Origin of the sequence: Bremerella alba, assembly GCF_013618625.1 — a bacterium.
In the GTDB taxonomy this organism is placed as follows: Bacteria; Planctomycetota; Planctomycetia; order Pirellulales; family Pirellulaceae; genus Bremerella; species Bremerella alba.
The window spans coordinates 104,164-127,172 of the sequence record NZ_JABRWO010000010.1 but is presented as its reverse complement, the minus strand read 5'-3'; the positions used below and the strand labels follow the sequence as shown (position 1 = coordinate 127,172).

Sequence of the window (23,009 nt, the reverse complement as noted above, 5' to 3'; positions counted from 1 at the left end):
AGGGCGACGATTTTTACTACTCGCACCCTTCGTTTGCATTGAGAACGTGCTACTTCGTATCCGTGAAATCTTCTTCTGATTCGTCTCTGTCCTCTGGCAGGTCATCTTTGATCACGACTTCTTCCACCTCGTTTTCGTCCACGACGGAAAGCTTCGAGATCTGGAACCTCAGGGCCACGAAGCCCAGCGCAATCCAGTTGGCGGCAACGAAACCCATGACCATGATTTCACTTCCTTTGCCACCGCTTCCGTAGGAGTGCAGGCCGACCGCATCGCCCCCTTTAAATAGCGGCAGCAGGAAGTTCACACCGTACCAACTGCCGACGATCGCTGAGAAGCCGATGATCGTCCCTACGACCATGCCAAAATTATTGAACCAGCCGGCGAAGCGAGCATGCAAGATCGCCACGTAAATCAAGAGCGTCACCAAGGCCCAGACTTCTTTCGGATCCCAGCCCCAAAAACGGCCCCAGGAAACATCTGCCCAGATACCGCCCAGGATGGTTCCACTTGCCAACAGAAGCACAGCGACTTGGATGGCTCGATAACACTGCTGACCAAGCGTGAAGCATTCCTCAGGCGGACGGTAGCTCATTTGTGGGCTGTGCCCATGAGCCGGAGCGAGCCCTTCGTTCAGCGGGCTGGCCACTACAGGAGCACGATACCGACCAAACATGTAATAACCTAGCGCGAGCCAACCCAGTCCCCACGCCAAGATGCCTGCCCCATAACTGGCCACGATCGTGAGCACGTGAATGGTCAGCCAGACGTTGGACCGCAATACCGGCTGCAGTGGCGAGAATTCGGTATTCAACACGCGCGATGAACCGGTATCCACAATCGGAGCGATCGAAGCCACGCACAACAGAAACGTTCCACAAGCCGATGCCGCCAGCCCATAGTAGTTACGGTGGTATGTCTTCTGGAACTTATCCTGAAGCTGGCCATCGATCGACCAGTCATACCCGCAGAAGATGGGCAATCCGATAGCGGCAAGCAATAACCGGGGGATATACCAGACGCTCAGCCCGAGCACTAACAACTTGACGAGCAAAAAGATTGCCGCATAGATAATACCGTGAGCTGCCATCTGCTCGCCGAAGTCGGTCAGATTGATGATTGGGCGGTTCCCATCGTACACCGGACGCATCGTCATGAAGTGAATCATACCGAGCATCAGCGGAACTCGAATCGCGAGCGAAACCCAGTTGAAAACACTCCACACGCCGGTCGAGAACATTTCTCGTTGGCCAGATTCCAACTGCGACTGTTCCCAAGTAAAAGGGGCGGCTGTCGCACGCCATGCAGCCAAACGTCCGCGATCAACCAAGGGAAGAAGCAGAAACATCAGCCCCAGGCTACAAACGACCCACGGAACGAAGATCACCGTTTCGTACATATTGGTCACCGGTGCCCAGCCGGTCACGATAACACGCATGTAGAAGCCGTAGGTCGACCAGATCAAACCAAACACCAAAAACCCGACCCCCATCCAGAACATCGGTTTCCGCATCACAGCAAAGGCCAACGCGAATCCGATGGTCGCAATGAACGTGAAAATCCATGCATACATGAACGGGTCTAGCGTGTTGTAGCGGACCTCTGTCGCAATCCGGTAACTATTAACCGCCGGGTAAGCGGTATAGGCCAGGATGCCGGAATCTTTCTCGGTGCTACCGATGGTCTCTTCAATTACGGCAACACGCTGTTGGGTGTCTTGGTCTCCCAGTCGCTGCAGGCTATCGGCCAGTTTTTGCATCGCTGGGCGGACGTCGCCACCACTCTCGTAGGCTTCTTTGGCAGTACTCCAGTTGGCACGCACGGCGTTGATCAGCCCCATGTCGTACTGGGCCAGCACGGCGTCGGAACCATACAGGACCGTCGTCATTCCCAGCCACGGCTGAGAAAGGTCGCTCGGGTCGCGAGACTTGCTTAAAGCATACGGATTGAGCGAAGGAACAATCTGCAGGTGATTGCCGCCGCGATCCATCGACGTCGATGCCGTTAACGCACCTGCGTTGGCGTTCTCGTACAATGCCAAGTGGATTTCCATGGCGTTGTGCTCTAATTGACGAACGCGTACCAGCATCGATTGGAACATCGGTTTGATGTTGTTGTACTCATCGTCGGTGAGCGTGGTGCTGTCGTTGACGTTGTCTCGCTGCTCTTCCAGGATGTTTCCCAGTGCATGGGCTGCAGCCTGAAACTCTTGAATCAGCGGCTCGGTCTCTTGCGTGGTCGGAGCAAATTCGGGCTTGATCGGCTCATCGGCGGGCGTATTAAGCACCGACATCGGATCCATATAGGCCGCCGAAGATAATTCGTGCAGGTCACGATAAGAATCGATTAATTGCTTCGATGCGATGCTCAATGGATGCTCGCCACCGAACTGCTGAAGCGTTTGCAGCTGGCTATTCAGGGTGCGTTCTTCGCCGGAGTTCGGATCACCAAAAAGTATTTTCCCGGCTGCGTATACCTGACCGATAAACCGATCACGTTCGCCTGGGGAGGGAAGCGGATTGGTCGAGACAACCTCCTTGCGCGGGTCTAGCGACACCTCGCGAAAGACGGCATAGCGGAACAGTAGTTCTCGCCAGATATGCGCGTCCATAGCCGTTTCTTCCAGTTCACCACTGGCAGCTTGCTCCTTGCGGCGTTTCTCCATCCCTTTCAAGTACTCACGCAGCTTTTCAGACGTAGCAATGTCGTGCGGTGAGACAAAGTTTAGCTTGATGCTGTTGTCGCTGTTGATCGGAAAACCCAGCTCTGCACGCACGTCTTCTCGGCCAAGGTAGATAAACGGAACGCGTTCCCATTTTTCAGGCCGAGCAGTCCATTCGTAGATCAATTCGCTGGGCGTAAATTTACGCAGTTCGCCGTCAGGAAAGACCTCAAGAGCGCCCTTGAGCTCAGGCTTCTGGAGTTCCTCTTCGGTGTAATAGTCGGTCAGATTGAACTTGGGCTTCGACTTGTTGAACTCGGTGATCTTCTGCACGACCTGCCGAGCATAACCATCCATCGGCTTGACACGGCCGTGATGATAGACGGGGATCTCACGCCAAATATCGTCGGGAAAGGCATCATCCGCGCGTCCGCTATTGAAAGCAATGAGCGTGCCGCACATCACCAGTGCTGCGATCCAAGTCGTGCGAAGAATTCCGCTATTCATATTGCACCTAGTCATTTATCACGAAACCACTTCTGTCTGAATCTTCGCCGGATGAGCCTTGGCTCGAGCCTGCGGGTCAGACGATCGTTTAGTTTTGAAGAAATAGGCTCGCATGTAGAACATGCAAGCGATGCCCCCTACCACAAACAAACAGCCCCAATAACGTAGTGCCGTCCCAGGGTCGTAGTTGACCGAGAACACCGATTTATAAACTTCCGAATCGTTGCTGCGTTCGGGAACGAATTCGCGATACTGGGGCGTTCCTGCCAGGTAGGGGCCTTCGAATGATTCCTGGAATATACGCAGGTCGCGACCGCCGGCCGGTTCGATGAAATCATCCGGAGCATTCATCGTAATCCAGACGTCACGCTTCAAGAGAGCGGTCTGCGTAAAGAACAAGTCGCCTGAGTCTGGATCGATCGCCAACCCGTCGGGCTTGTCCATTAGCTCTGTATAAAGCGTCTTCGGTTCTTTGTCCTTCCCTTGCAGATCAATCACGCGGATAACGGAGTTGACCTCTTGCGGTTTGGTACGGTCCAACGCAGGATCGCTCAGATGCTTGCGGGCATGGGGGTCGACACCATTAGGTGTATCATCGCTCCATACCAAAAGCCCCTTGTCGCTCACCGCAATGCTGTTTGGATGACCAGATTTCGAGTAGGTATAAACATAAGAAACACGCGGCTCTTCCAGCGACGACTGACCGATCGCGTTGTTTAACACATCGGTGAAGTACAGCTTCTGCTTGGCTGGATAGAGGGCCACGTCGGTAACCAGTCCGGTGCCGGTGAGCCAGTCGGCTTTCATCTCGCTGCCGTCGGTCTTCACGCGACCGACCGACTTGCTTGCCGGGTTGCCGAAATAAACCCAACCATTTGCCGAATCGACCGCCAAGCCGCGCGGGGCGCGGTCGAACATGGAGACCACCTTGGAACTTCCACCGACCAAATCGGACTGCATCAGAACATCGACATCCGAGCGTGCCAGGCGACTGGACTGCTTGGCAAGCCACCAGAGTTTGTTGCCAGCGGTATCGATCACCAGGTTTCGCGGACTTTTGCCAGCCCGGGTAACCAATTCCGAAGCAGGCTCGTCAGGCTTGCTCAGATCCTTTACCAAGATCTTTTGGCCACTGTCTGTGTCGTCGATCCAATAGAGCATCGATCCCACTTTAGCCAGTGAACTAGGATTGCGTGCTTCGTCAATTACCAATGGGCTGATCTCTTCGCTACCCGCTGCAGATGCCATAACGTATCGATCGTGCTGCCGGTCGATGTACTGGACATCGCTCGAATAATGTGACGGCTGCGAGGTGCCAGGGTCGAGACGGCGTTCAAATTGATCGAGGTGAATGCGGAAGCCAATCGGATACGACTTGATCGGCATCGAAAGCTTCACTTCGCGATCACCCACCTTCAGTGTATGGAGCGTCGAGCCGTCATCGAGGCCAACGTCGGGTTCGTTCATATGGGCTCGCAGCCAGAACTCTTCCGAATGGTCGCCTAAGGTCAGACGAACTTTCACGGCCGGCGTATTGCCCATCGGGCCAGAAACCCCGAAAGCAACCGGAATGGGCTGGGCCATAGGCTCGTTGGCCGCGACCAAGCTTTTCACGTACATGCGCAGGGTGGCAATCGGCATCTTGAATGCTTCCACCGCATCGATTTCTGTGGCGTCGGCCTTGAGTTCGCCAGAGGCAACAACCTTTTTGCGATTCCAATAGCGATAGAAAACACGCTTCGATTCCGGCGAAGCCTGGTCTTCGGCTCCTTCGGCGACCCCTTGAATGAGATCGATACGCGACCCCCCTTCTCCACCCTGCATCAGTTGGGCCGTTGTCTTCTCGCCAAAGTCATACCAGAAGTCACCATAGACGCCGGAGGTGTAGCCCTGCATGTTCATCTGCGGCATATTGGCCAGCAGGGTGAGTTGGTCAACCTTCTTGTCTCCCTTCAGGATATCGATCACCACGGTTGGGTTACGTGGTTCGGCTCCTTCGTCTTCGGTGACCTTGACCCAAGAGAACTCTTGACCGTCGACCTGATCGAGCTGGGCGGTGGGATAGTAAGCTTTGACCTGGTACTTAAGCTCTGAGCCTTCAATTGGCTGAGGGTCCTTATCCAACTGGTCCTTCACATCAATGACGGTCGTTTTGCCGTCGATGCATAAGATGGCCTGACCGTTTTCGCCGATCGTCCCCTCTTCGGGCACACACTTGAGGAATGCCTCGGTGGCCGCGCGACTGCCGGCCATGTGGAATGTGACGCTACCACCACCACTTCGCTGGCTATCACCAATACCGTACTTGTATTTCGGCTGTTGCGTCGCTTTGAAGACCGACAAGCGAATAGGCATCCACTGTTCACCGACGGCCTTCATCGTGCCATCGGCGGCACGCTCGGTGGTTTGGGGCATGCTCATCATCAACTGCACCGTGGGTGTATTCTCCCACCAATTGCAGTCGGCATAGTAATCGAGTACTTCCAGCTTCACGCCATCTTGGTTGTACATGACGTTGCCTGCTCGATTTCGCATCGAGAGGTAAAACACTGGCTTGAACCATCTGGCCAAGTCTGGTTCAGCCACTTTCCAATTAGCGAAACCATCGTGATAAGCCGACCAGTTAAACATGCCTGGCTCGAAGTCGATCATGTGACGCTGAACATCACCGGCGTCGGCGATCGCCATGGGCATCGCCTTGACGTCGTTGTCGACGCGAAGATCAAAGTAGTACGAATTATCGAACGCAAGCTCGGACGAGTCGTGTTCCCAGACATGAACCTGGGCATCGATCCCTTTCGAGCGACTGATGGCTCCGCTTAACAAGAGCATCAATAGGCCGATATGCGTGATAACGAACCCGGTCTGATGACGTTTCCAGGGATAGCGAATCGCGGCGGCGCAGAAAATGTTGACCGCTAACAAGCCGTAGATCAATCCGAACCACCACGAGCGGTAGACATAAAACTGTACCACATCCGTGCTGAAAGTAGCTTCCACGAAAGTCGCGAAGATCAGCGAAACGGCCATCGAACTGATCAGCACTACGGCCAGACTCAGCGAGGCGGCGGTTTCGTAAATATGCAGCAGTATCCGAACCGGTAGTGGTTGGTCAGGGGAGACAAGTCTCGGTCTTGCCACGGGTTATTCCATGAAGTCAGGAAGCACGGATTGTCTGGTGAGTAAGGTGGTATGGAAGAGAAACCGAATAGGAAGGAGTTCGGTCCTGAGCCACGCCCTCGGCACCACGATCGCGGCTTCGTAGTTCTTGCGGATTTCGGGAATTGGAAAGCGGGGCCCAACTCCTGTTGCCAATTTGGCCCAATCGTCTAATACAGCAACGACTTACGTCTACACCGCCGCTTACCGTAAAAACGCTATCTCTATTATAGCGCTCAGGCCCCAAACGGATACATGGTCTTAGGGAACCCGCAACCAGAAGTTGTAATTATTGGTATCGATTTTAGGGCGCATTGGCCCAAGACCGCCTCTCACCGAGTGCAGCCACGATAAAAAAAGAACCGCGTCTCTCTGAGGAGCAAACGCGGTTCTTTCGTTACCAAAGTAATTTTATGCGTACTACGAAGGTAGTAAGTTCAGAATGCCGTCCATCAGCGTGCTCGTAAGCGAATAAGGTTCGCTGAAGCTCCACATATTCCACATTAAGTCGGTCACCATCAGCCCGCAAACGAGCAGCAGTAACGCCGTGAACCCCAGGCTGAGGACATTCATAAACGAGTAAGGAACCTCGGAAGGTGCCGCAGCCACCGGAGCCGCTGCCATCGTGCCGGCACCGGCCATGACCGAGTCGTCTGCTTCCAGACCGTCGCTTTCGCCCAGGCCACCGAAGTCGCCTCCTTCGAGCGTCGAGCTACCGAATAGACCAGATTCCGAAGACATCGAATCCGAGTCCAACGCAATCACCTGCGAGCCGCTATCGTCATCTTCCAAATCGCCTTCGACGGGCGTCAGCAGGAAGTCATCCTCCGCAGCACCACCGGCAGCTGCTTCGCCAATTTGATCATCGTCTTTGCTATCGGCGGCCATTTCGTCGGCTTCATCGGCGCTGATCAGTTCGAGACCGCTATCGCCGGTAGAAAGCGAGAAGTCGTCGTCGGCTTCCGCAGCCAAACCTACGCCGCTGTCGTCGTCGACCAGGCTGATTTCACTACCGCCACTTTCTCCCTTCGCCGAAGGTTCGTCGGCGATGCCAAGATCACTTTCCGAGGCCAGCAGATCCATGCTGCTGTCTTCGTCGTCCTCGATGTCAAGCGTTAATTCACCGCTACTATCGTTGTCGTCTAGGCCGATGCCACTGGTACCAAGATCAAGCGACTCGTCTTCCAGCCCCAAGCTCAAACCACTGCCGGTTCCCTCTGGATCAGACGGTTCATCGCCCAGATCGATATTGACGTCGCTGCCGTCATCACCGAGCGTCAGCTCTTCGTCATCATCATTCAGGCTGAAGCTGTCCTCGTCGCGTGGTTTGTTAATCGACGAACCTTCGAGAATATCGGAACCTTCACCAAGGCTCAAGCTGCTCAGATTCGATTCGCCAGCTGGGTCGACGCTGCTGCTTGAGGAGTCGTCTAAGCCGATGTCGCTATCCAGGCTTAGCGAACTGTCCGAGTCTTGCCCGATGATATGGGACGAGCCACTGTCCCCACCTTCGCCGGTGTCGGAAATGAGAATGCTATCCATCGAACCGGACGAACCTTCGTCCGAATCGGTGATACCGCTGAGTTCAAACTCTTGGCTCTCGCTATCACTGCCGCCGAGTCCTTCCTCAGCGATAATGCCACGGGCCTTTTCGATTTCGTCTTCCTTGAACTTCCAGCTCGATCCATCACGGAAGGCACGAACCTTACCGCGTTCGCGCAGATCTTGGATCGTCTCTTCAGGTACGCCTAATTTGGCAGCAAAATCAGAAAGCGGAAGATAGTCGGCCATGATGGCTCCCAAAAGGTTCAAACCTAGCGGAAGCCTTTGACCTCAGGCCTCGTCGCTACGATTGATTGAGCAATGTACGAATCTCACGAGGGCTCGGCGTGCCCCCGTTAAATTCTTCGATGAGTAAATCCCATTGTAAGTTGCGAACGCTCTTCAGCGAAACTTTCCCCGTATTTCCGTCCACTTGATACACGGCCATAACCCGGGTTTCCGGATCGACCATGATCATGAGTTGCCCGCCGTCATCCGTCTTAGCGGCATGAACGACCAAGCCACCCGAGACCGGTAACCCACCATGTCTCTGGGCCATTGCGGACGGAGTGCTGCGGAAAAGTTCAACGCTCAGCGTTACAGCGACCATGACAACGATCGCCGAAAGAAGCGACTTCCACATAAATCACCTAAGTTACGCGATTTACGGAATCGTTCCTTCAAGAGTTATTCTAGAAGCCCAATTCCGAGATGCAACTAATTATCTGATGGTTAGTTAGGGAGATTCAACGGAAACCACCGCCACTTCAGGGGGCAAGGTGACTCAAATCGGCTGATTTCGCCCTACGAAGAAGCAGTTTATCAGTGCCACCGGAACCAACAAACATCGATTTTGCGGGAGAGAGGGGGAGCTGGCGGCTACCCGAAATTTTATGAGTCAAGAAAGAACATCGGCCGACGGACAAGTCCGTCGGCCGAACATTCATTTCCCCCCCGGGATTTAATTCAACGCGCTAATGCGCGGTTGCATTTCAGCAAGTCCGCTTGTGGGCGGTAGTTATCGAAGCGTTGATTGCCTCGACGGATTAAGTTATCGGCACTCTGGCGATCCCTATTGAAGCTCTTTTGGGGCGAAAGTCGAAAAATCTATCGCATTATCGCAACCCTCCGTATCTTCCCAGATTAACAAGCCTCGAAATCGACTTCCAATTTTGCCTGATTAGTTAGGGGTCGAAATGTCGATTCTAACGATTAACGCGAGTTTCCCTTTTGTTCCGCTCCCCTACCCCGGGAAATGCGGTGCCATCGAGAAGGAGTTCGATTGTGCAACAGACGGACGCCCCCAAAATTTCCCAGTCTATCGCCGCCAAGCTGGGTTGGCCGATCCTTATTGGTTCGGCTCTGACGGTATTGTTTTATGGTGCTATCCATTTCGGCATCATTCCCCATCATTCCCTACTTCGCTACGTCACCGCGCATCCGGTTGAATATGTCGAAGTCGGTATGTTCATGGTGGGTATCGCGGCCTTGCTATTGAAAGCAGGTCAACTCATCGGTGAGTTCCGCTCGCTGAGCCATGTCGATCTGCCGCCGCAAGAGAACGGTCGCGACAAGATTGAACAGGCCCCGATCCTGCTCAATGTACTGCATCAATTGCCGGAGTCGTTTCACCCGACACTTTTGTTCCAGCGGCTCGCCAAAGGTTTGCAGCACGTTCATGCCAGCCAGACGGCCTCGAACCTGCAAGACGAATTAAAATACCTGGCCGATATCGATCAAGAGAAATGCGAACACGACTATTCGATGGTTCGCATCGTGATCTGGGCCACACCCATGTTAGGCTTTTTGGGTACCGTCATTGGTATCACGTTGGCCCTGGGAAACCTTTCCCCAGAAGCCTTAGTGAATGAACCGAAAGTCGCCATGGAAAGCCTTTTACAAGGGCTTAGCGTGGCGTTTGATACGACCGCGCTCGCATTAACACTTTCGATTGGCCTGATGTTCGCTCAGTTTTTGCTGGGGCGCGTCGAGTCCGAGCTGTTGAATAATGTCGATGCCATTGCCGCTGACGAACTGAACGCGCGGTTTGAAACCGAAGGCAGTGCGACCGATCCTAGCGTTCTGGCAGTCAAAAAGATGGCCGAACGCACGATCCAAACCACGCAAGATCTTGTCGTGCGTCAGACCGAACTATGGCGAGATACGGTATCTTCCGCCCACCAGCATTGGCAGCGTCTCATTTCCACAAGCAGCGAGCAAATGGAAACGGCACTACACAATGCTCTGACCGAATCGCTGAAGACCCATGCCGACGCATTCGCCACGGCCCAGCAGCAAACGATTCAGCGTTCGGCCGAACAACTCAATGGAGTGGTCGATGCGCTGTATCAGGTCAGTTCATCCATCCAAACCCAGCATGGACAACTGACCGAGCAAGGGTCGATTTTGCTGAAAGTGGTCGAGGCAACCGGCGAAGTCGCCAACCTGGAACAATCCCTCAATCGCAACCTGGAAACGCTGGCCGGCAAGCAGCACTTTGAGGAAACGGTCCAAAGCCTGGCAGCGACCATTCACTTACTCAACTCGCGGATGTCCGGTAGTGGGCATGCGTCGGTTCAACTCGATCGCAAGGATAAAGGTCAAGCCGCGTGAATCGACGTCGTTCAGCACGACATACGGTCGAGATCTCGCTGTTCCCCTTCCTCGCCGTGTTGATCTGCACCATGGGAGCCTTAATTGTGCTCTTCGTGGTGATGGTCCTCCAGGCACGCACGGAAGCGGTCGCGGTCGATCTACCGGTGCTCTCGGTACCTGCTCCTGTCGAGCCAGAGCTTCCGGCCCCTGCGCCAGAGCCTGAGCCGGTAGAAGACTACACAGAGCAGTTAAAAGAGCTCGAGCAATTGCGTCTCGCACGACTCAAGCAGTTGGAAGATGCGCGTCTGCAGCTTTCCGGCTTGGAAGACCACAGTCACCGACTAACGGATAAGATCCGCAAGCTACGCGGCGACATCGCGGTGCTGGAAGGGGAGACGAAAAACGTCACCGGAAGTGCGGATGACTTTGACACGCAGAAGCAGCGTTTAAATCAACAAATTGCCGAAGCTCAAGCAGAACTGGAAAAGGTTCGCGAAGAGCTAAAGGGACGAAAACCGACCTATGCGTTGGTTCCTTACGATGGTCAGAGCGGAACTCGCCGTCAGCCGATCTACATTGAATGTACGGCCGAACGTGTCATTATTCAGCCAGAAGGGATTGGTTTGACAGGCACCGATTTCCAGGAACCGCTCGGCCCCGGCAATCCCCTGGCAGCATCGCTGCGGACGATTCGCGAATATCGTCAATCGCAAGGAGGGCCCGGTCAGGGCAATCCCTATCCGCTTCTCATCGTTCGCTCTGGTGGTGCCGAGTCGTATGCCGCAGCGCGGGAAGCGCTTAACGGTTGGGACGACGAATTCGGCTATGAACTAGTCGATGAGGATACCGAACTGGCCTATCCACCGGCCGATCGATTCCTGGCTAAGCGTTTGATCGAAACCGTCGAACTCGCACGACGACGTAAGCTCGCGTTAATCATGGCCGCTCCTAAGCGATACGGTCGGGTAGAAGATCAGTATCTAACCGCCACACGCAATGGTGGCTTTCAGGCTGTCGGCAGTGGCGGCGACGAAGAGACATTCCTCGAAAATCGCTTCGTGCAGCAGGGCAACGGCAGCAGCGAAATGCCAGCAGAAGCGTACGGCGGTTCCGGCCAAATGGGGACCGGACGCGCAACCACCCCGGTCGAAGGCACCCAACCGATGCCTAGCGAACAACCAACGGGGCCAGGCTTCTATCCTCAACAAGCTCCTCAGGAGCAGCGCACCGGCGAAGGCCAACATGGCTCGCAGTTTTCTCAAGCGGATGGTCCCGACCAAAAGGACGCTTCCGGCGGATCGGGCGGCGACCGCTCGTCTGCTAAGCCGATGGCGGCAACTCGTGGTGGAAACTGGGCTTTGCCCACGGCAGGTCCGAAGAACACGGCCATTACCCGCCCGGTGACACTAGTGGTCAGCGGCGCGCAAATGACGCTGGTTCAGGAACGAGGCGTGCTCGGTCCCGCCGAAACAGTTCCCGTCGATGGCGACATGGAAGCAGCCGTCGACAAGTTGGTTCGCTTGATTCATACGCGCATCGACAGTTGGGGCATGGCAGGCCGTAACTTCTATTGGAAGCCCATCCTGCAAGTCACCGTCGAGCCAGGCGGCGAGCCTGTGGTGCGGCAGTTGGAAACGCTTATGTACGGTTCCGGGATCGAGGTGAATCGAAAGTGAGACGCCCAGCCAAGTCATCCAGTGTCGACAAGAACGCCCCGTCGCTCGATTCGTTTCTCGACGTGGTCACGAACCTTGTCGGGATCCTCATCATTCTAATCATGGTGGTGGGCATTACGGCTCGCGATGCAATCGTGGATGCCGCGATTGGGCAAACAGAAGTCACGGCAAAGCCGCCATCCCTGTCGATTCCGGCACCAGAACCAGAACCACCCAAATTGCCACCAAAACCCAAGGGCCCGACACTGGCCGAACTGAACAGCATGGCACAGGATGTGGCCTCAATTCAACAAGAGATCGTCGACGTTCAACAGCAAGCGAAGCTCGCATTCGAAGAACGTAATCAGCTTCAACTATTTCTAACTTCCGCAGAAAACTCGTTGAACCAAAAGCAACAAGAGCTTTCCAGTACGAAACAACAGGAAGTCGCCGAGCAGCGCGAGTTGCTGCAGACCACCTCGCAGCTCGAAGAGTTGTACGATCAAATCGAGAGCTTGCGTGATTACCGGCCTGAAGTAAAAGAACTAGCCCACTACCCAACCCCGCTGGCAAAGACTGTCTTCGGTCAGGAAGAACACTTTCGCTTAAGGCATGGACGTATCTCGTACGTCCCCATGGAGCGTTTAGTAGAAGCCATGAAGAACGATGCCCGTAGCCACATCGACCGCGCTCGTCGAGATGGAAAAGCGGTCGCACGTGTTGGTCCGATGAACGGCTATGTCATGCAATACACGCTCGCGAGTCGATCGTACGAAATGGAAACATCGCTCGGAACAGCTACCCGTGGCGGTGTTGAGCTGCAGAATTTCACTCTGGAACCAGAATCCGAAGAGATCGGTTTTACGGTCGATGAAGCTTTGCAACCTGGGTCGCGTTTCCGCGATATTGTTGCCTCGCTCGATCCAGGGCGTACCACCATCACCATTTGGACCTATCCAGACAGCTATGCCGACTTCCGTAAAGTTCGAGATGACCTGTACGAGATTGGGTTCACGACGGCCGCGCGGCCTTTGCCGAAAGACTACCCGATTGGTGGGAGCCCACAAGGTTCTCGATCGTCTTCGCAATAGCGTGCGACAGGCCCCAGCCTGACCTCGCTTGTCTGATGCTCTACAATGGGGTCTTTTCATTCAGGCCTCATTTCTTTCTCGCTTATGACTCCGACCACGCAGCAGCTAAACGACTGGGACAAGCAATATGTCTGGCATGCCTTCACGCAAATGGCCTGCTACGAGCCACTGATCATTGAATCGGCGGAAGGGTGCGAGTTAATCGATACGGCAGGGCGTCGTCTGATCGATGGAGTCAGCAGCATGTGGTGCAATGTCCATGGGCATCGGCATCCGACCATCGACGCCGCTGTTACAGAACAATTGGGGAAAGTGGCGCACGTCACCAATCTGGGATGTTCCAACAGCACGACGATTCAACTAGCCAAACGTCTGGCAGAACTGACCCCAGGAGACTTGGATCACACCTTCTTCTGCAGCGATGGGGCCTCGGCCCTGGAAGTCGCCATCAAACTGGCGTTTCAATACTGGCATCAATGCGAGAAACCTCAACCCCAAAAGACATCTTACATCGGGTTCGAGGACGCTTATCACGGTGACACCATCGGCACGATCAGCGTGGGTGGCATCGATCGTTTCAACGCAGTGTTCAAACCATTGATGTTCCCCGTTGAGCGGCTTCCGATTCCCGATCGCCGTCTGCCAACGCGCGCCGCAAGTTGTCAGCACCATTTGAACACCTTAGAAGAAACGTTGGCCCAACATCACGAATCAATCGCGGCCGTCGTCATCGAACCGTTAGTCCTTGGTGCAGCCGGCATGATCGTGCAGCCGGAAGGTTACCTGAGAGGTGTCCGCGACCTAACACGGAAGTACAACGTACTGATGATTGCCGACGAAGTGGCCGTGGGCATGGGGCGTACCGGCACCATGTTCGGCTGCCAACAAGAGGATGTCGTGCCTGATATTCTTTGTCTTGGCAAAGGCCTCACTGGCGGTTATCTGCCCATGAGCGCCGCGATCGCAACCACCCAGATTTGGAATGCGTACCTGGGCGACTACTCGGACGCCAAGCAGTTATGCCATGGCCATACATTCGGCGGAAATCCTTTGAGTGCCGCAGCGGCGATAGCGACGCTCGATGTCTTCGAACAAGAAGATACGCTTGCACAACTTCCTGCTAAAATCGAACGCATTAAGCAGCAATTGAGCCACTTGGCCGAGCATCCTCATGTGGGCGACGTGCGCCAATATGGAATGATCGCGGCCGTCGAACTGGTTAAGAATCGCGAGACCGGTGAGCATTTCCCTTGGTCAGAGCGACATGGGCATCAGGTTTGTCAGTTCGCCCTGCAGCATGGCCTGTGGATCCGACCCCTGGGTGATGTGATTGTGATCATGCCCCCACTTGCCGTTTCCATCGAGCAAATCGATACCATGTGCCGGGTCATTTCTCAGGCAATTGACCATGTCACTTTGAGTAAAGCCTCCTTACCATGAACGACACGCGTTACCTCCTGATCCAGATTCGCGATTTCGATGATCCGATTCGCCTGCAAGAGATCAGCTGTTTTGCTGACGCATTGCAGTCTACACCAGAGTCGATCACCGTTTTCGACCTGTTATCGATGCGTCTCGAAGCTTCGCACCTGGCCGAATTCGATATGGTAATGATTGGCGGCTCAGGGCGTTACAGCGTGACCAGCAATGCCCCTTGGATGAAGCATGCGATGGTCAGCTTGCAGCGTTTGCTGGAAAGTGGAAAACCAACATTCGCGTCGTGCTGGGGATTTCAATCGCTGGCCAGGGCCGCCGGTGGCAAAGTCATTCACGACCTGCCGCACGCGGAACTGGGAACCAGCCTGGTTACGCTGACCGATGCCGGCAAGCTCGACCCGATATTCTCGCAACTGCCCGAGAGCTTCGAGGCCTATATGGGGCACGAAGACCGCGTGATCGAGTTACCGCCGGGGACTACTCTATTGGCCTCGACCGAAGCGGTTGCTCAGCAGGCATTTCGATTCGATGGTTGCCCCATTTATTGCACGCAGTTCCATCCCGAGCTGACGTTACCAACGCTGCTTAGTCGAGTGGAAGCTTACCCAGAGTATTGCGAACGCATCGCCCAGGTTCCTTTCGATGTCTTTCGTCGTCAATGCCAAGCGGCACCCCATTGCGAAACCTTGCTCCGGCTCTTCCAAGAGCACTTTCTTGCCTAGAACCTGCGTGGGCATTGTACATTCATACTTCTGACAATGCTCGATTCGCGCCGTTGGACACCGGACTAACAGGCAATATCGTCAAAACCGGTAGAGTTTACCTACGGTTAATACCATCACATTCATCGAACGACGCTTTGATTGTCTATCTGACCTAAACTTTGGCTCAGCACGGAATCCATCGAGAGACCGGCAGGGGCAAGCAACGAAGCGGATAGTCACACATGAATGGCAACCTAGAACTCACGACAAAGGAAGACCTCGCCCCGGGCGTATCAGCGCACGGTGTCCTGTCGATGCTTCCCATTGTTGTGATTGTTTGGGTGGTGCTAATTGGATGTGCCTTCACGGCACTGTTGGCGTACCACAATATGCCAGGGCAGCGAAGCGACGAAGCCATGGTTTGGCCGGCGAACAATGCCATCAAGCTCGATACACAGCGTGCCAATCTTCTAGTCTTCATTCATCCACAATGCCCTTGCTCGGTCGCGACACTTAACGAATTGACGCGTATTCAGTCGATCTGCGGCGCACGTCTTAACACACAAGTAGTTTTCTATTCCCCAATTCATGAACACTGGGAAGATACCAGCAAAGTTCGCCAGGCATTGGCGATCCCCAATGTGAACATCACCAATGATACCGACGGCAAACTCGCACAGCAGTTTGGTGCTTTAACCTCAGGCCATTCGTTGCTTTACACTAGCGACGGCCGACGGGTTTTCAGTGGCGGCATCACGCCGGCACGAGGGCATGAAGGGGAAAACCTGGGACGCAATTCGATCGTCCAATACGTTCTCGACGGGAAAACAAGCTGCGACAAAACAAACGTTTTCGGCTGCCCAATACTCGATTCGCCATCCGATGTAGTGATCAACAGCCGAGGATCAAAACATGGCGATGAGTGAAGATCGTCCCATTAATGACCGCGCTCGTGAACTTCTCGAAGAGCATCGCGATTCGATATTTCGCCGCACCGACCATATGTTCGCGTGGCTGATGTTCTTTCAGTGGCTCGCCGGGATCGGGATCGCGTTGTGGGTCTCGCCGTTCTCTTGGGCAGGTCGTACTCATTACATTCACCCGCACATCTGGTCCGCCCTGGTCATCGGTGGGCTGATTTGTAGTTTGCCTATCCTCTTGGCAAATTACTATCCCGGCAAGGCCATAACACGTCAGACCATTGCTGTTGGCCAGGCATTAGCATCGGCGCTGCTGATTCACCTGATGGGTGGTCGTATCGAAGCGCACTTTCATATTTTCGGCTCGTTAGCTTTCCTGGCGTTCTATCGCGACTGGAAGGTTCTGACAACGGCTTCGATCGTAATTGCCGTCGATCATATCGCACGTGGTTTGCTGTGGCCTGAATCGCTCTATGGAATTTCGATTTTTGGTTTGCAGCGTTCGCTAGAACATGTTGGCTGGGTGATTTTCGAGGATGTCTTCCTGATTTACTCGACCTGGATCAGTTGTCGAGAAATGACGGTCATCGCCAATCGCCGCGCCGAAATGGAAAAAATGCAGTCCGAAGTCGAGCGAGAAGTGACTGAGCGAACCCGTGAAATCGAATTGCAGCGTTTGGTTCTGCAAGAATCTCACGAACGTCTCGAACGGCAAACCGATGAACTTCGCAAGGCCATTGAAGCCAGCGAGGGCGCGAACCGAGCCAAGAGCTCGTTCCTAGCCAATATGAGCCACGAAATCCGGACACCCCTCACGGCAATCCTAGGATTTGCCGACGTGCTGTTAGAAACAGGGGACATCTACAAAGCTCCTGTCGAACGAATCGAAGCCATCGAGACGATTCGTCGCAACGGCTCTCACTTGATTTCGCTCATTAACGACCTTTTGGACTTCTCGAAGATCGAAGCCGGTAAGTTCCAAGTCGAGAACCTTCCCTGCTCGCTTCACCGCCTCATTGCAGACATTCGCCAATTGATGCAGGTGCGTGCGGAAGAGAAAAAGCTGAATATCAAAGTTGACTACAGCGGTCCAATCCCTGAAATGATTTTGACCGATCCGACACGTTTGCGGCAGATCCTCATGAATTTGCTCAGCAACGCGATCAAGTTCACCCACGAAGGCACCGTGAACATGCAAGTCGGTCTTGTCGGTAAGTCGCCCAATCGTCGAATCCAAATTGACGTGACGGATACCGGCATCGGTATCTCGGAAGAAATGCGTGACAAATTATTCCAACCGTTCACCCAAGCCGATGGATCGATGTCGCGGCGTTTCGGTGGAACAGGCCTGGGGCTCACCATTAGCAAGCGATTCGCCGGTTTACTCGGTGGTGATCTAACCATTCTCGATACCACTCATAGTGGTACCACCTTTCGGCTTATTATCGATCCGGGTCCGCTGCATAATGTTTCCTTCCAAGAGCCAGAAACAACGCCTTTCGCCCCTGATCTGGAAAAGAGTAAACCCACCGATACAAAGAATGCCCTCCGAGACTTGAGGATTCTGCTCGTCGAAGATGGCCCCGACAACCAGCGTTTGATATCGTTCCTGCTGAAAAAAGCGGGAGCCGAAGTCGACTTGGCAGAGAACGGCGAACTCGGCTACCAGAAAGCAACCGCAGCCAGTATCGCGGGGAGCCCCTTCGATCTAATCCTGATGGACATGCAAATGCCGATCATGGATGGCTATACGGCCACAATGAAGTTGCGGGCCGATGGCTACCCCAATCCGATTATTGCCTTGACGGCCCATGCGATGGCCGAAGATCGTAATCGCTGCATCGAAGCTGGATGCACCGACTATTCCACCAAGCCGGTCGATCGAGCGAAGCTAATTGAACTGATTCGCTTCCACGCTGCGGCTGCCTCGGTTTAGCCAGGCCGCCGGTTACGTCGAGCCAAAAAGTAAGCTACCGGCAACCCCAGCAAAATCGTCAGCAAGCTGAGCATCGTTGTCGGAAGCTTCGCTTCGGCGAGTTGCAGACCTTGTATATCTTGCATCAACCCCGTCGCCACAATCCAACCCATCAAGATCAAGTACAAAATGGGTGGCAATGGATAAAGCGGCATCCGATAAGGGTGAGGCAAGTCTTTCCGATTTCTCAACGGGAAAATACTCGCAACCACTAACCCCGATACAACGGCCAGACCGATCGCGGTGTAGTTCAAGATAGCTAAGAAGGGGCCTGACCACAGCATGCCGATCGCGATCAAACCTTGAACGACAATGGCCGCGACAGGCGTCTGACGTCGGTCGTGCAACTTGGCAGCGAAACGCGGGAACGCGCCGTCTTTCGCCATCGCAAATGCAATGCGTGGACCAGAGAGCATGTAGGCACTAACGGAGGCCAACATTCCCAGCCCCAACAGAACAGATACCACGCTCGCCACTTGGCTACCAAAGAGCTGTTTCGCCGCGAGTTGAGCCACCGGAATGACCTCTGGAATACTCAATTGCGTCATTTCATGGGGGTCCAACGCAAACACATACGTCAGATTCACCAGCAAATAAAGTCCCATCACCGACGCACACCCGGCAATCAAGCTTCGCGGCAATAGCCGTTCAGGGTCACGGACTTCACCAGCAACGTAGGCGGCCGCATTCCAACCGGTGTAGGCATAGCTGACGTAGATCAAGCCAATACCCAACGTAAAAAACTCTTGGGACTGCGGGATATGGCTCGCGGCAAAGTGGCTCCAATCCCCTTGGCCGAAGCTTAGGCCGATAACTACCAGCCCCACCAATAGCGAGATCTTCACTAGCGTCGAAAGCACCTGCAAGCCGCTGCTCTCGCGATGGCCGAGGCAGTGAATCGTCATCAACAAGCCAACGAACAGCGTCGCCAGGATCGGTTCTAGATAGGGTTCAACCAGCCCGAACTCAAAACGCTCGGTCATGGGAATCGAAAGATAATTGGCCGATAGACGTGCCACGACAGCCGTAGGTGCGGCAAAGCCTAATACGAATGTCGCCCAGCCAACGACAATTCCCGCTTCGCGCCCGAATGCTTCGCGAGCGAAAAGATAATCGCTGCCTGCTTTGGGAAGCATGGTGGCCAGTTCGGCGATCGTTACAGTTCCGCACAAAGCAAGAATCCCACCAAGAGTCCAGATCACCATCAATGCAGCCGGATTGGCAGTGTCATGAAGTGTGAACCCAGAAGAAGTCAGAATTCCTGCCCCCACCATGCTGGCCACGACCAGGAAATAAGCTGCCCAGAATCCGAATTTCCGGGGTTGATGGTCAGTACCAGATAAATCGCTGGCGGAAGAAGATTCCGACCCGTCTTGTGACTCAGGCGACTCGAAACGGTTGTGCGTCATACGAGAAACTCTTGGCCGCTTGAGAAGGGACGCACTTGCCTGCTTGGCTTAACTACCACTTAATTGTGACTTCGTCGTTGACTTTCAGTCCTAGAAACTTCGCTGCACTGTCACCAATCAGAGAAAGTTCCAGGCAACCACTACTGCCGAGAACCGCTACATAAGTCATCTCAGGCTGATCGTGATCCAGCGGAAAGATACCCAATGTCGTGTGTCCGCCACACTCGATCGAGGTCTGATCGCTTTGAGGGATATCCGCCAACTGCCCATGAGCCAAGTCGGTAATGGCGTCTCCCGTTTCCGAGATGGATACGACTTTTCCGAAAATACGACTCGGCACGTTGACCTATTCCTGATGCAGGGAAGAGAAGGAATCTTGCGAGCGATTCTAGCTATCTTAGCCGATTCCGCCAACCATCTTGCGGTTTCTAAGGGCAGCAAACCACCCGATCAGTGGCTTTCACGCACGATCTTAACGGCCGTCCCCACATTGAACCCATACTTCTGGGCGGCACTTCCCTGCACAACTGCCCACTCTAATTGCCCGGAAGAGCCCAGCAAGGCCACCGAAGCCCCAGGCTCACGCTCGCCATAGGTGGAGGCAATGCCGTTAACAGAAAACAACCCTGACTCGACTCGTAGCTGCGAACGATCCCAATCATCGGGGATGTCGTCTTCAAAGATATTCGTAACACAATTCCCAAACGAATCGGCGTAAACGAACTGACCATGTATCTCGTTCTCAGTCCCCTCGGCGAAACTATTGGCCTTCGCCTGAGGAGTGACCAACGGCCTGTGAATAGCATCGCCAAGACTTACCAAAGGAATTCCCCGAACCAGATGCCCCGCGACCGGGGCCATGATGTCTCGTCCATGGAACGTGCAGGAACGACGCGGTCCGAAATAGACTTCGTTGTTCAGTTCAACGACGGCTGTCACCGGATAGCGTGATGCGACGACATCGAACAACCCATTATCTGGTCCGATGATGACCTGTCCGTGGATCATCGCCGCGAGAATCTTCCGGTTGGTCCCGACGCCTGGATCAACAACCACCACGTGGACAGTCCCCTCAGGAAACGCTTCGATCGCCCGCAAAAGGGTCCAACTCGCTTGCTTGACATCTTGTGGTGCGATGGCATGCGTGACGTCGACAATCATCGCATCCCGAGCGACCCGATGGGCCGCGACTTTCATTTCAGCGATGTAAAACGAATCGGCCTGAAAGTCGGTCGTAAGCGCGATGATTCCGCCGGGGGTAAACATATGACAGTAAACAGAAATTGAATGATGGCAAAAAGTTGCATTGAGAACGCTTCCAGCATTATAACGATCCAGACTGGATACTCCCACTTCGTTCCATCTATCCCGCAGTTTGTCATGCCGGATATCAATCCATACGAATCGCCAAGAATCGCCCCCGGAAATACTCCGACCACTACGGGCGAAGCGACCCTTCGCGTCACGCGTCACTGGCAATATCAGGACTGGCTAAGGGCCTATCAAATATCGGTTGATGGCTCCCCACGCGATCGAATTCGCACAGATCAAACGATCTCAATTCCCGTGACTCCCGGCGAACTGATCGTTGTCGCGAGTATCGACTGGGCGAAAAGCACGCCAGTCTATGTGGAAGCCCAACCAGGGGACATTATTGACCTGGAAGTGAGCGGTAGCCTGAAAGGTTGGAAGCTACTTTTGGTAGGCTATTATTCTGCGTTTGCACCTCACCAGTGGCTGACACTCGAGCGAATCTGAATGCCAGCGTGGCCGGTCATTACATATCCTTTACCAACTCCATGCACTTCGCACGGAAGGTGCCGGGGTCGATGTTAGGGTTCTTCTTTTTGGCCTGACCGATGAGCGCTCCGACCGCTTTTTGCACGCCGTTTTTCAGGTCTTCGACCGCCTTGGGATTGGCTTCCAGGATTTCCTTGACGAGGTTGTCGAGTTCCGAATCGTCGACCTTTTCAATCCCCATTTCCTTCATGATCGACGGCGCGTCTTTGTCGCTGTCGAGCATCTGGGTGAAAACATCTTTGGCCCGAGTCGTATCGATCTCTTTATTCATGATCGCTTTGAGCAGGCCTGCCAGCCGTTCGACCGAGATCGGAAACTGGTCGAACTCCAGATCGCGTTCCTTTAGCAACCGCAGCACATCTTGCTGGATCCAGTTGCTGGACATCTTCGCGTCGCCTGTCTTGAGGGCCAGCGCCTCGTAGTACTTCACGGCGGCGATGCCCTGATTCACGATCACATCGGCATCGTAGGCCGGAATGCCGTAGCCACTGTGCAGTCGCTCGCGAATCGCCATCGGAAGCTCGCATAGCGACTGCTGGACCGTTTCGACTTCTTCTGCCGTGGTAATTACCGGGGCGAGGTCCGGATCGGGGAAGTAGCGATAGTCGCTCGAATCTTCCTTTTCCCGCTGAGGACGCGTGACCTGGGCTTGGTCGTCCCAACCACGCGTTGTCTTGGGAGCCAGGTCGATCGTCATGCCGGTTTCTTGCCACTGGTCGTACTGTCGAGTGATCTCGTAGGCGATTGCCCGCTCGACAGCGCGGAAGCTGTTCATGTTTTTGATCTCGACAATTGGCGTCGCGATCTTCTTGGGGCTATCCGACTTGATGTGCAGATTGACGTTGGCATCGACGCGAAGACTTCCCTCCTGCATGTTACAGTCGGAAACGCCCAGGTACGTCAGAATCAACTTCAGTTCATCGAGGTAGGCCTTCGCTTCCAACGGCGAACGCATGTCCGGCTCGCTCACGATTTCCAACAACGGCGTCCCGGTACGGTTTAAGTCGATCCGCGTATCGGCCTTACCGGCGGCTTCATCGTGCATCGATTTGCCGGCATCTTCTTCCAAGTGAGCACGGGTAATCCCGACCTTCTTGGCCTCGAATTGTTCCTTAGGATCACTAATCCATAGATAGCCGTCTTCTGACATCGGAAGATCAAACTGACTGATCTGATATCCCTTGGGCAGATCCGGATAGTAATAGTTCTTGCGGTCCCATTTCGTAAAGCGAGGCACGTTCAAATTCAACGCACAGGCCGTCTTCAGCCCCAGTCGAAACGCCTCGCGATTCATGACCGGCAACGAGCCCGGCATCCCCAGGCAAACGGGACACGTCTGTGTATTAGGCGAAGCCCCAAACTTCGTGCTACAGCGACAAAAGAGCTTAGTCTCCGTCGCCAACTGCACGTGAACTTCCAGCCCGATAATGATTTCGTAATCGTCGCTCATGACTTTTCCTGGTCAGTCTATTCACGGGTTCGCTAAGCCAACCCAGTCAATCTTCTATTTCGATCAGGAGTTAATGTCCTCATCGAGAGTCTTAGTTCTTAGT

General features: G+C 54.3%; 16 protein-coding genes. 8 read left to right on the top strand and 8 right to left on the bottom strand.

Annotation, left to right across the window (positions count from 1 at the left end; genetic code table 11):
* Positions 1 to 49 precede the first annotated feature (49 nt).
* The 4 genes from HOV93_RS17700 to HOV93_RS17685 all read right to left on the bottom strand — a co-directional run bounded on the left by HOV93_RS17700 (position 50) and on the right by HOV93_RS17685 (position 8,513).
* Positions 50 to 3,169 (bottom strand): cytochrome c biogenesis protein, encoded by a 3,120-nt coding sequence (locus HOV93_RS17700; protein ID WP_207397863.1) that lies wholly within the window; start codon positions 3,167 to 3,169, stop codon positions 50 to 52.
* An 18-nt stretch (positions 3,170 to 3,187) separates the two neighbouring features.
* A complete protein-coding gene (locus HOV93_RS17695) occupies positions 3,188 to 6,310 on the bottom strand; it encodes a hypothetical protein (RefSeq protein WP_207397862.1) in 3,123 nt (1,040 codons plus the stop codon).
* 438 nt (positions 6,311 to 6,748) lie between these two features.
* A complete protein-coding gene (locus HOV93_RS17690; protein ID WP_207397861.1) occupies positions 6,749 to 8,119 on the bottom strand; it encodes a helix-turn-helix domain-containing protein in 1,371 nt (456 codons plus the stop codon).
* A gap of 55 nt (positions 8,120 to 8,174) precedes the next feature.
* Positions 8,175 to 8,513 (bottom strand): hypothetical protein, encoded by a 339-nt coding sequence (locus HOV93_RS17685; protein WP_207397860.1) that lies wholly within the window; start codon positions 8,511 to 8,513, stop codon positions 8,175 to 8,177.
* Positions 8,514 to 9,154: 641 nt separating this feature from the next.
* Between HOV93_RS17685 and HOV93_RS17680 the strand changes: the two genes are divergently transcribed.
* The 7 genes from HOV93_RS17680 to HOV93_RS17650 all read left to right on the top strand — a co-directional run bounded on the left by HOV93_RS17680 (position 9,155) and on the right by HOV93_RS17650 (position 18,208).
* The gene (locus HOV93_RS17680; RefSeq protein WP_207397859.1) at positions 9,155 to 10,483 is read left to right on the top strand and encodes a MotA/TolQ/ExbB proton channel family protein; all 1,329 of its coding nucleotides are present in this window, start codon (positions 9,155 to 9,157) and stop codon (positions 10,481 to 10,483) included.
* Positions 10,480 to 12,141, top strand: coding sequence for a hypothetical protein (locus HOV93_RS17675; protein WP_207397858.1), 1,662 nt, complete (start codon positions 10,480 to 10,482; stop codon positions 12,139 to 12,141). Before HOV93_RS17680 ends, HOV93_RS17675 begins: the two co-directional genes overlap by 4 nt.
* Positions 12,138 to 13,211 carry a hypothetical protein gene (locus HOV93_RS17670; protein WP_207397857.1) on the top strand — a complete coding sequence of 358 codons (1,074 nt, stop codon included), beginning with the start codon at positions 12,138 to 12,140 and terminating at the stop codon, positions 13,209 to 13,211. The genes HOV93_RS17675 and HOV93_RS17670 overlap by 4 nt, the downstream gene beginning before the upstream one ends.
* A gap of 45 nt (positions 13,212 to 13,256) precedes the next feature.
* Positions 13,257 to 14,651 carry an adenosylmethionine--8-amino-7-oxononanoate transaminase gene (gene bioA / locus HOV93_RS17665; RefSeq protein WP_235990585.1) on the top strand — a complete coding sequence of 465 codons (1,395 nt, stop codon included), beginning with the start codon at positions 13,257 to 13,259 and terminating at the stop codon, positions 14,649 to 14,651.
* Positions 14,648 to 15,370, top strand: a complete 723-nt coding sequence (locus HOV93_RS17660) for a type 1 glutamine amidotransferase (RefSeq protein WP_207397856.1) — start codon at positions 14,648 to 14,650, stop codon at positions 15,368 to 15,370. Before bioA ends, HOV93_RS17660 begins: the two co-directional genes overlap by 4 nt.
* A gap of 224 nt (positions 15,371 to 15,594) precedes the next feature.
* Entirely contained in the window at positions 15,595 to 16,278 is a 684-nt protein-coding gene (locus HOV93_RS17655; RefSeq protein WP_207397855.1) for a hypothetical protein, read from the top strand.
* On the top strand, positions 16,265 to 18,208 hold the full coding sequence (locus tag HOV93_RS17650; protein ID WP_207397854.1) for an ATP-binding protein: 1,944 nt from the start codon (positions 16,265 to 16,267) through the stop codon (positions 18,206 to 18,208). Before HOV93_RS17655 ends, HOV93_RS17650 begins: the two co-directional genes overlap by 14 nt.
* Here HOV93_RS17650 and HOV93_RS17645 read toward each other — a convergent pair.
* The 3 genes from HOV93_RS17645 to HOV93_RS17635 form a co-directional block, all read right to left on the bottom strand.
* Positions 18,205 to 19,656 carry an APC family permease gene (locus tag HOV93_RS17645; RefSeq protein WP_207397853.1) on the bottom strand — a complete coding sequence of 484 codons (1,452 nt, stop codon included), beginning with the start codon at positions 19,654 to 19,656 and terminating at the stop codon, positions 18,205 to 18,207. The genes HOV93_RS17650 and HOV93_RS17645 overlap by 4 nt on opposite strands.
* Positions 19,657 to 19,708: 52 nt before the next feature.
* Positions 19,709 to 19,996, bottom strand: coding sequence for an SAM hydroxide adenosyltransferase (locus HOV93_RS17640; protein WP_207397852.1), 288 nt, complete (start codon positions 19,994 to 19,996; stop codon positions 19,709 to 19,711).
* A gap of 110 nt (positions 19,997 to 20,106) precedes the next feature.
* Positions 20,107 to 20,922 (bottom strand): SAM hydrolase/SAM-dependent halogenase family protein, encoded by an 816-nt coding sequence (locus tag HOV93_RS17635; protein WP_207397851.1) that lies wholly within the window; start codon positions 20,920 to 20,922, stop codon positions 20,107 to 20,109.
* 114 nt (positions 20,923 to 21,036) lie between these two features.
* Between HOV93_RS17635 and HOV93_RS17630 the strand changes: the two genes are divergently transcribed.
* Positions 21,037 to 21,414 (top strand): hypothetical protein, encoded by a 378-nt coding sequence (locus HOV93_RS17630; RefSeq protein WP_207397850.1) that lies wholly within the window; start codon positions 21,037 to 21,039, stop codon positions 21,412 to 21,414.
* Positions 21,415 to 21,433: 19 nt separating this feature from the next.
* On the opposite strand, the gene gatB is transcribed toward HOV93_RS17630, so the two are convergent.
* The gene (gatB, locus tag HOV93_RS17625; protein WP_207397849.1) at positions 21,434 to 22,906 is read right to left on the bottom strand and encodes an Asp-tRNA(Asn)/Glu-tRNA(Gln) amidotransferase subunit GatB; all 1,473 of its coding nucleotides are present in this window, start codon (positions 22,904 to 22,906) and stop codon (positions 21,434 to 21,436) included.
* Between the last annotated feature and the right edge of the window lie 103 nt (positions 22,907 to 23,009).

What these genes read in the sequence shown, in the direction of transcription:
- HOV93_RS17655 (WP_207397855.1), top strand. Translation starts at nt 15,595, where the DNA reads ATGAATGGCAACCTAGAACTCACGACAAAGGAAGACCTCGCCCCGGGC.
- HOV93_RS17635 (WP_207397851.1), bottom strand. Translation starts at nt 20,922, where the DNA reads ATGTTTACCCCCGGCGGAATCATCGCGCTTACGACCGACTTTCAGGCC.
- HOV93_RS17660 (WP_207397856.1), top strand. Translation starts at nt 14,648, where the DNA reads ATGAACGACACGCGTTACCTCCTGATCCAGATTCGCGATTTCGATGAT.
- HOV93_RS17690 (WP_207397861.1), bottom strand. Translation starts at nt 8,119, where the DNA reads ATGGCCGACTATCTTCCGCTTTCTGATTTTGCTGCCAAATTAGGCGTA.
- HOV93_RS17630 (WP_207397850.1), top strand. Translation starts at nt 21,037, where the DNA reads ATGCCGGATATCAATCCATACGAATCGCCAAGAATCGCCCCCGGAAAT.
- HOV93_RS17645 (WP_207397853.1), bottom strand. Translation starts at nt 19,656, where the DNA reads ATGACGCACAACCGTTTCGAGTCGCCTGAGTCACAAGACGGGTCGGAA.
- gatB (WP_207397849.1), bottom strand. Translation starts at nt 22,906, where the DNA reads ATGAGCGACGATTACGAAATCATTATCGGGCTGGAAGTTCACGTGCAG.
- bioA (WP_235990585.1), top strand. Translation starts at nt 13,257, where the DNA reads ATGGGGTCTTTTCATTCAGGCCTCATTTCTTTCTCGCTTATGACTCCG.
- HOV93_RS17700 (WP_207397863.1), bottom strand. Translation starts at nt 3,169, where the DNA reads ATGAATAGCGGAATTCTTCGCACGACTTGGATCGCAGCACTGGTGATG.
- HOV93_RS17685 (WP_207397860.1), bottom strand. Translation starts at nt 8,513, where the DNA reads ATGTGGAAGTCGCTTCTTTCGGCGATCGTTGTCATGGTCGCTGTAACG.
- HOV93_RS17650 (WP_207397854.1), top strand. Translation starts at nt 16,265, where the DNA reads ATGGCGATGAGTGAAGATCGTCCCATTAATGACCGCGCTCGTGAACTT.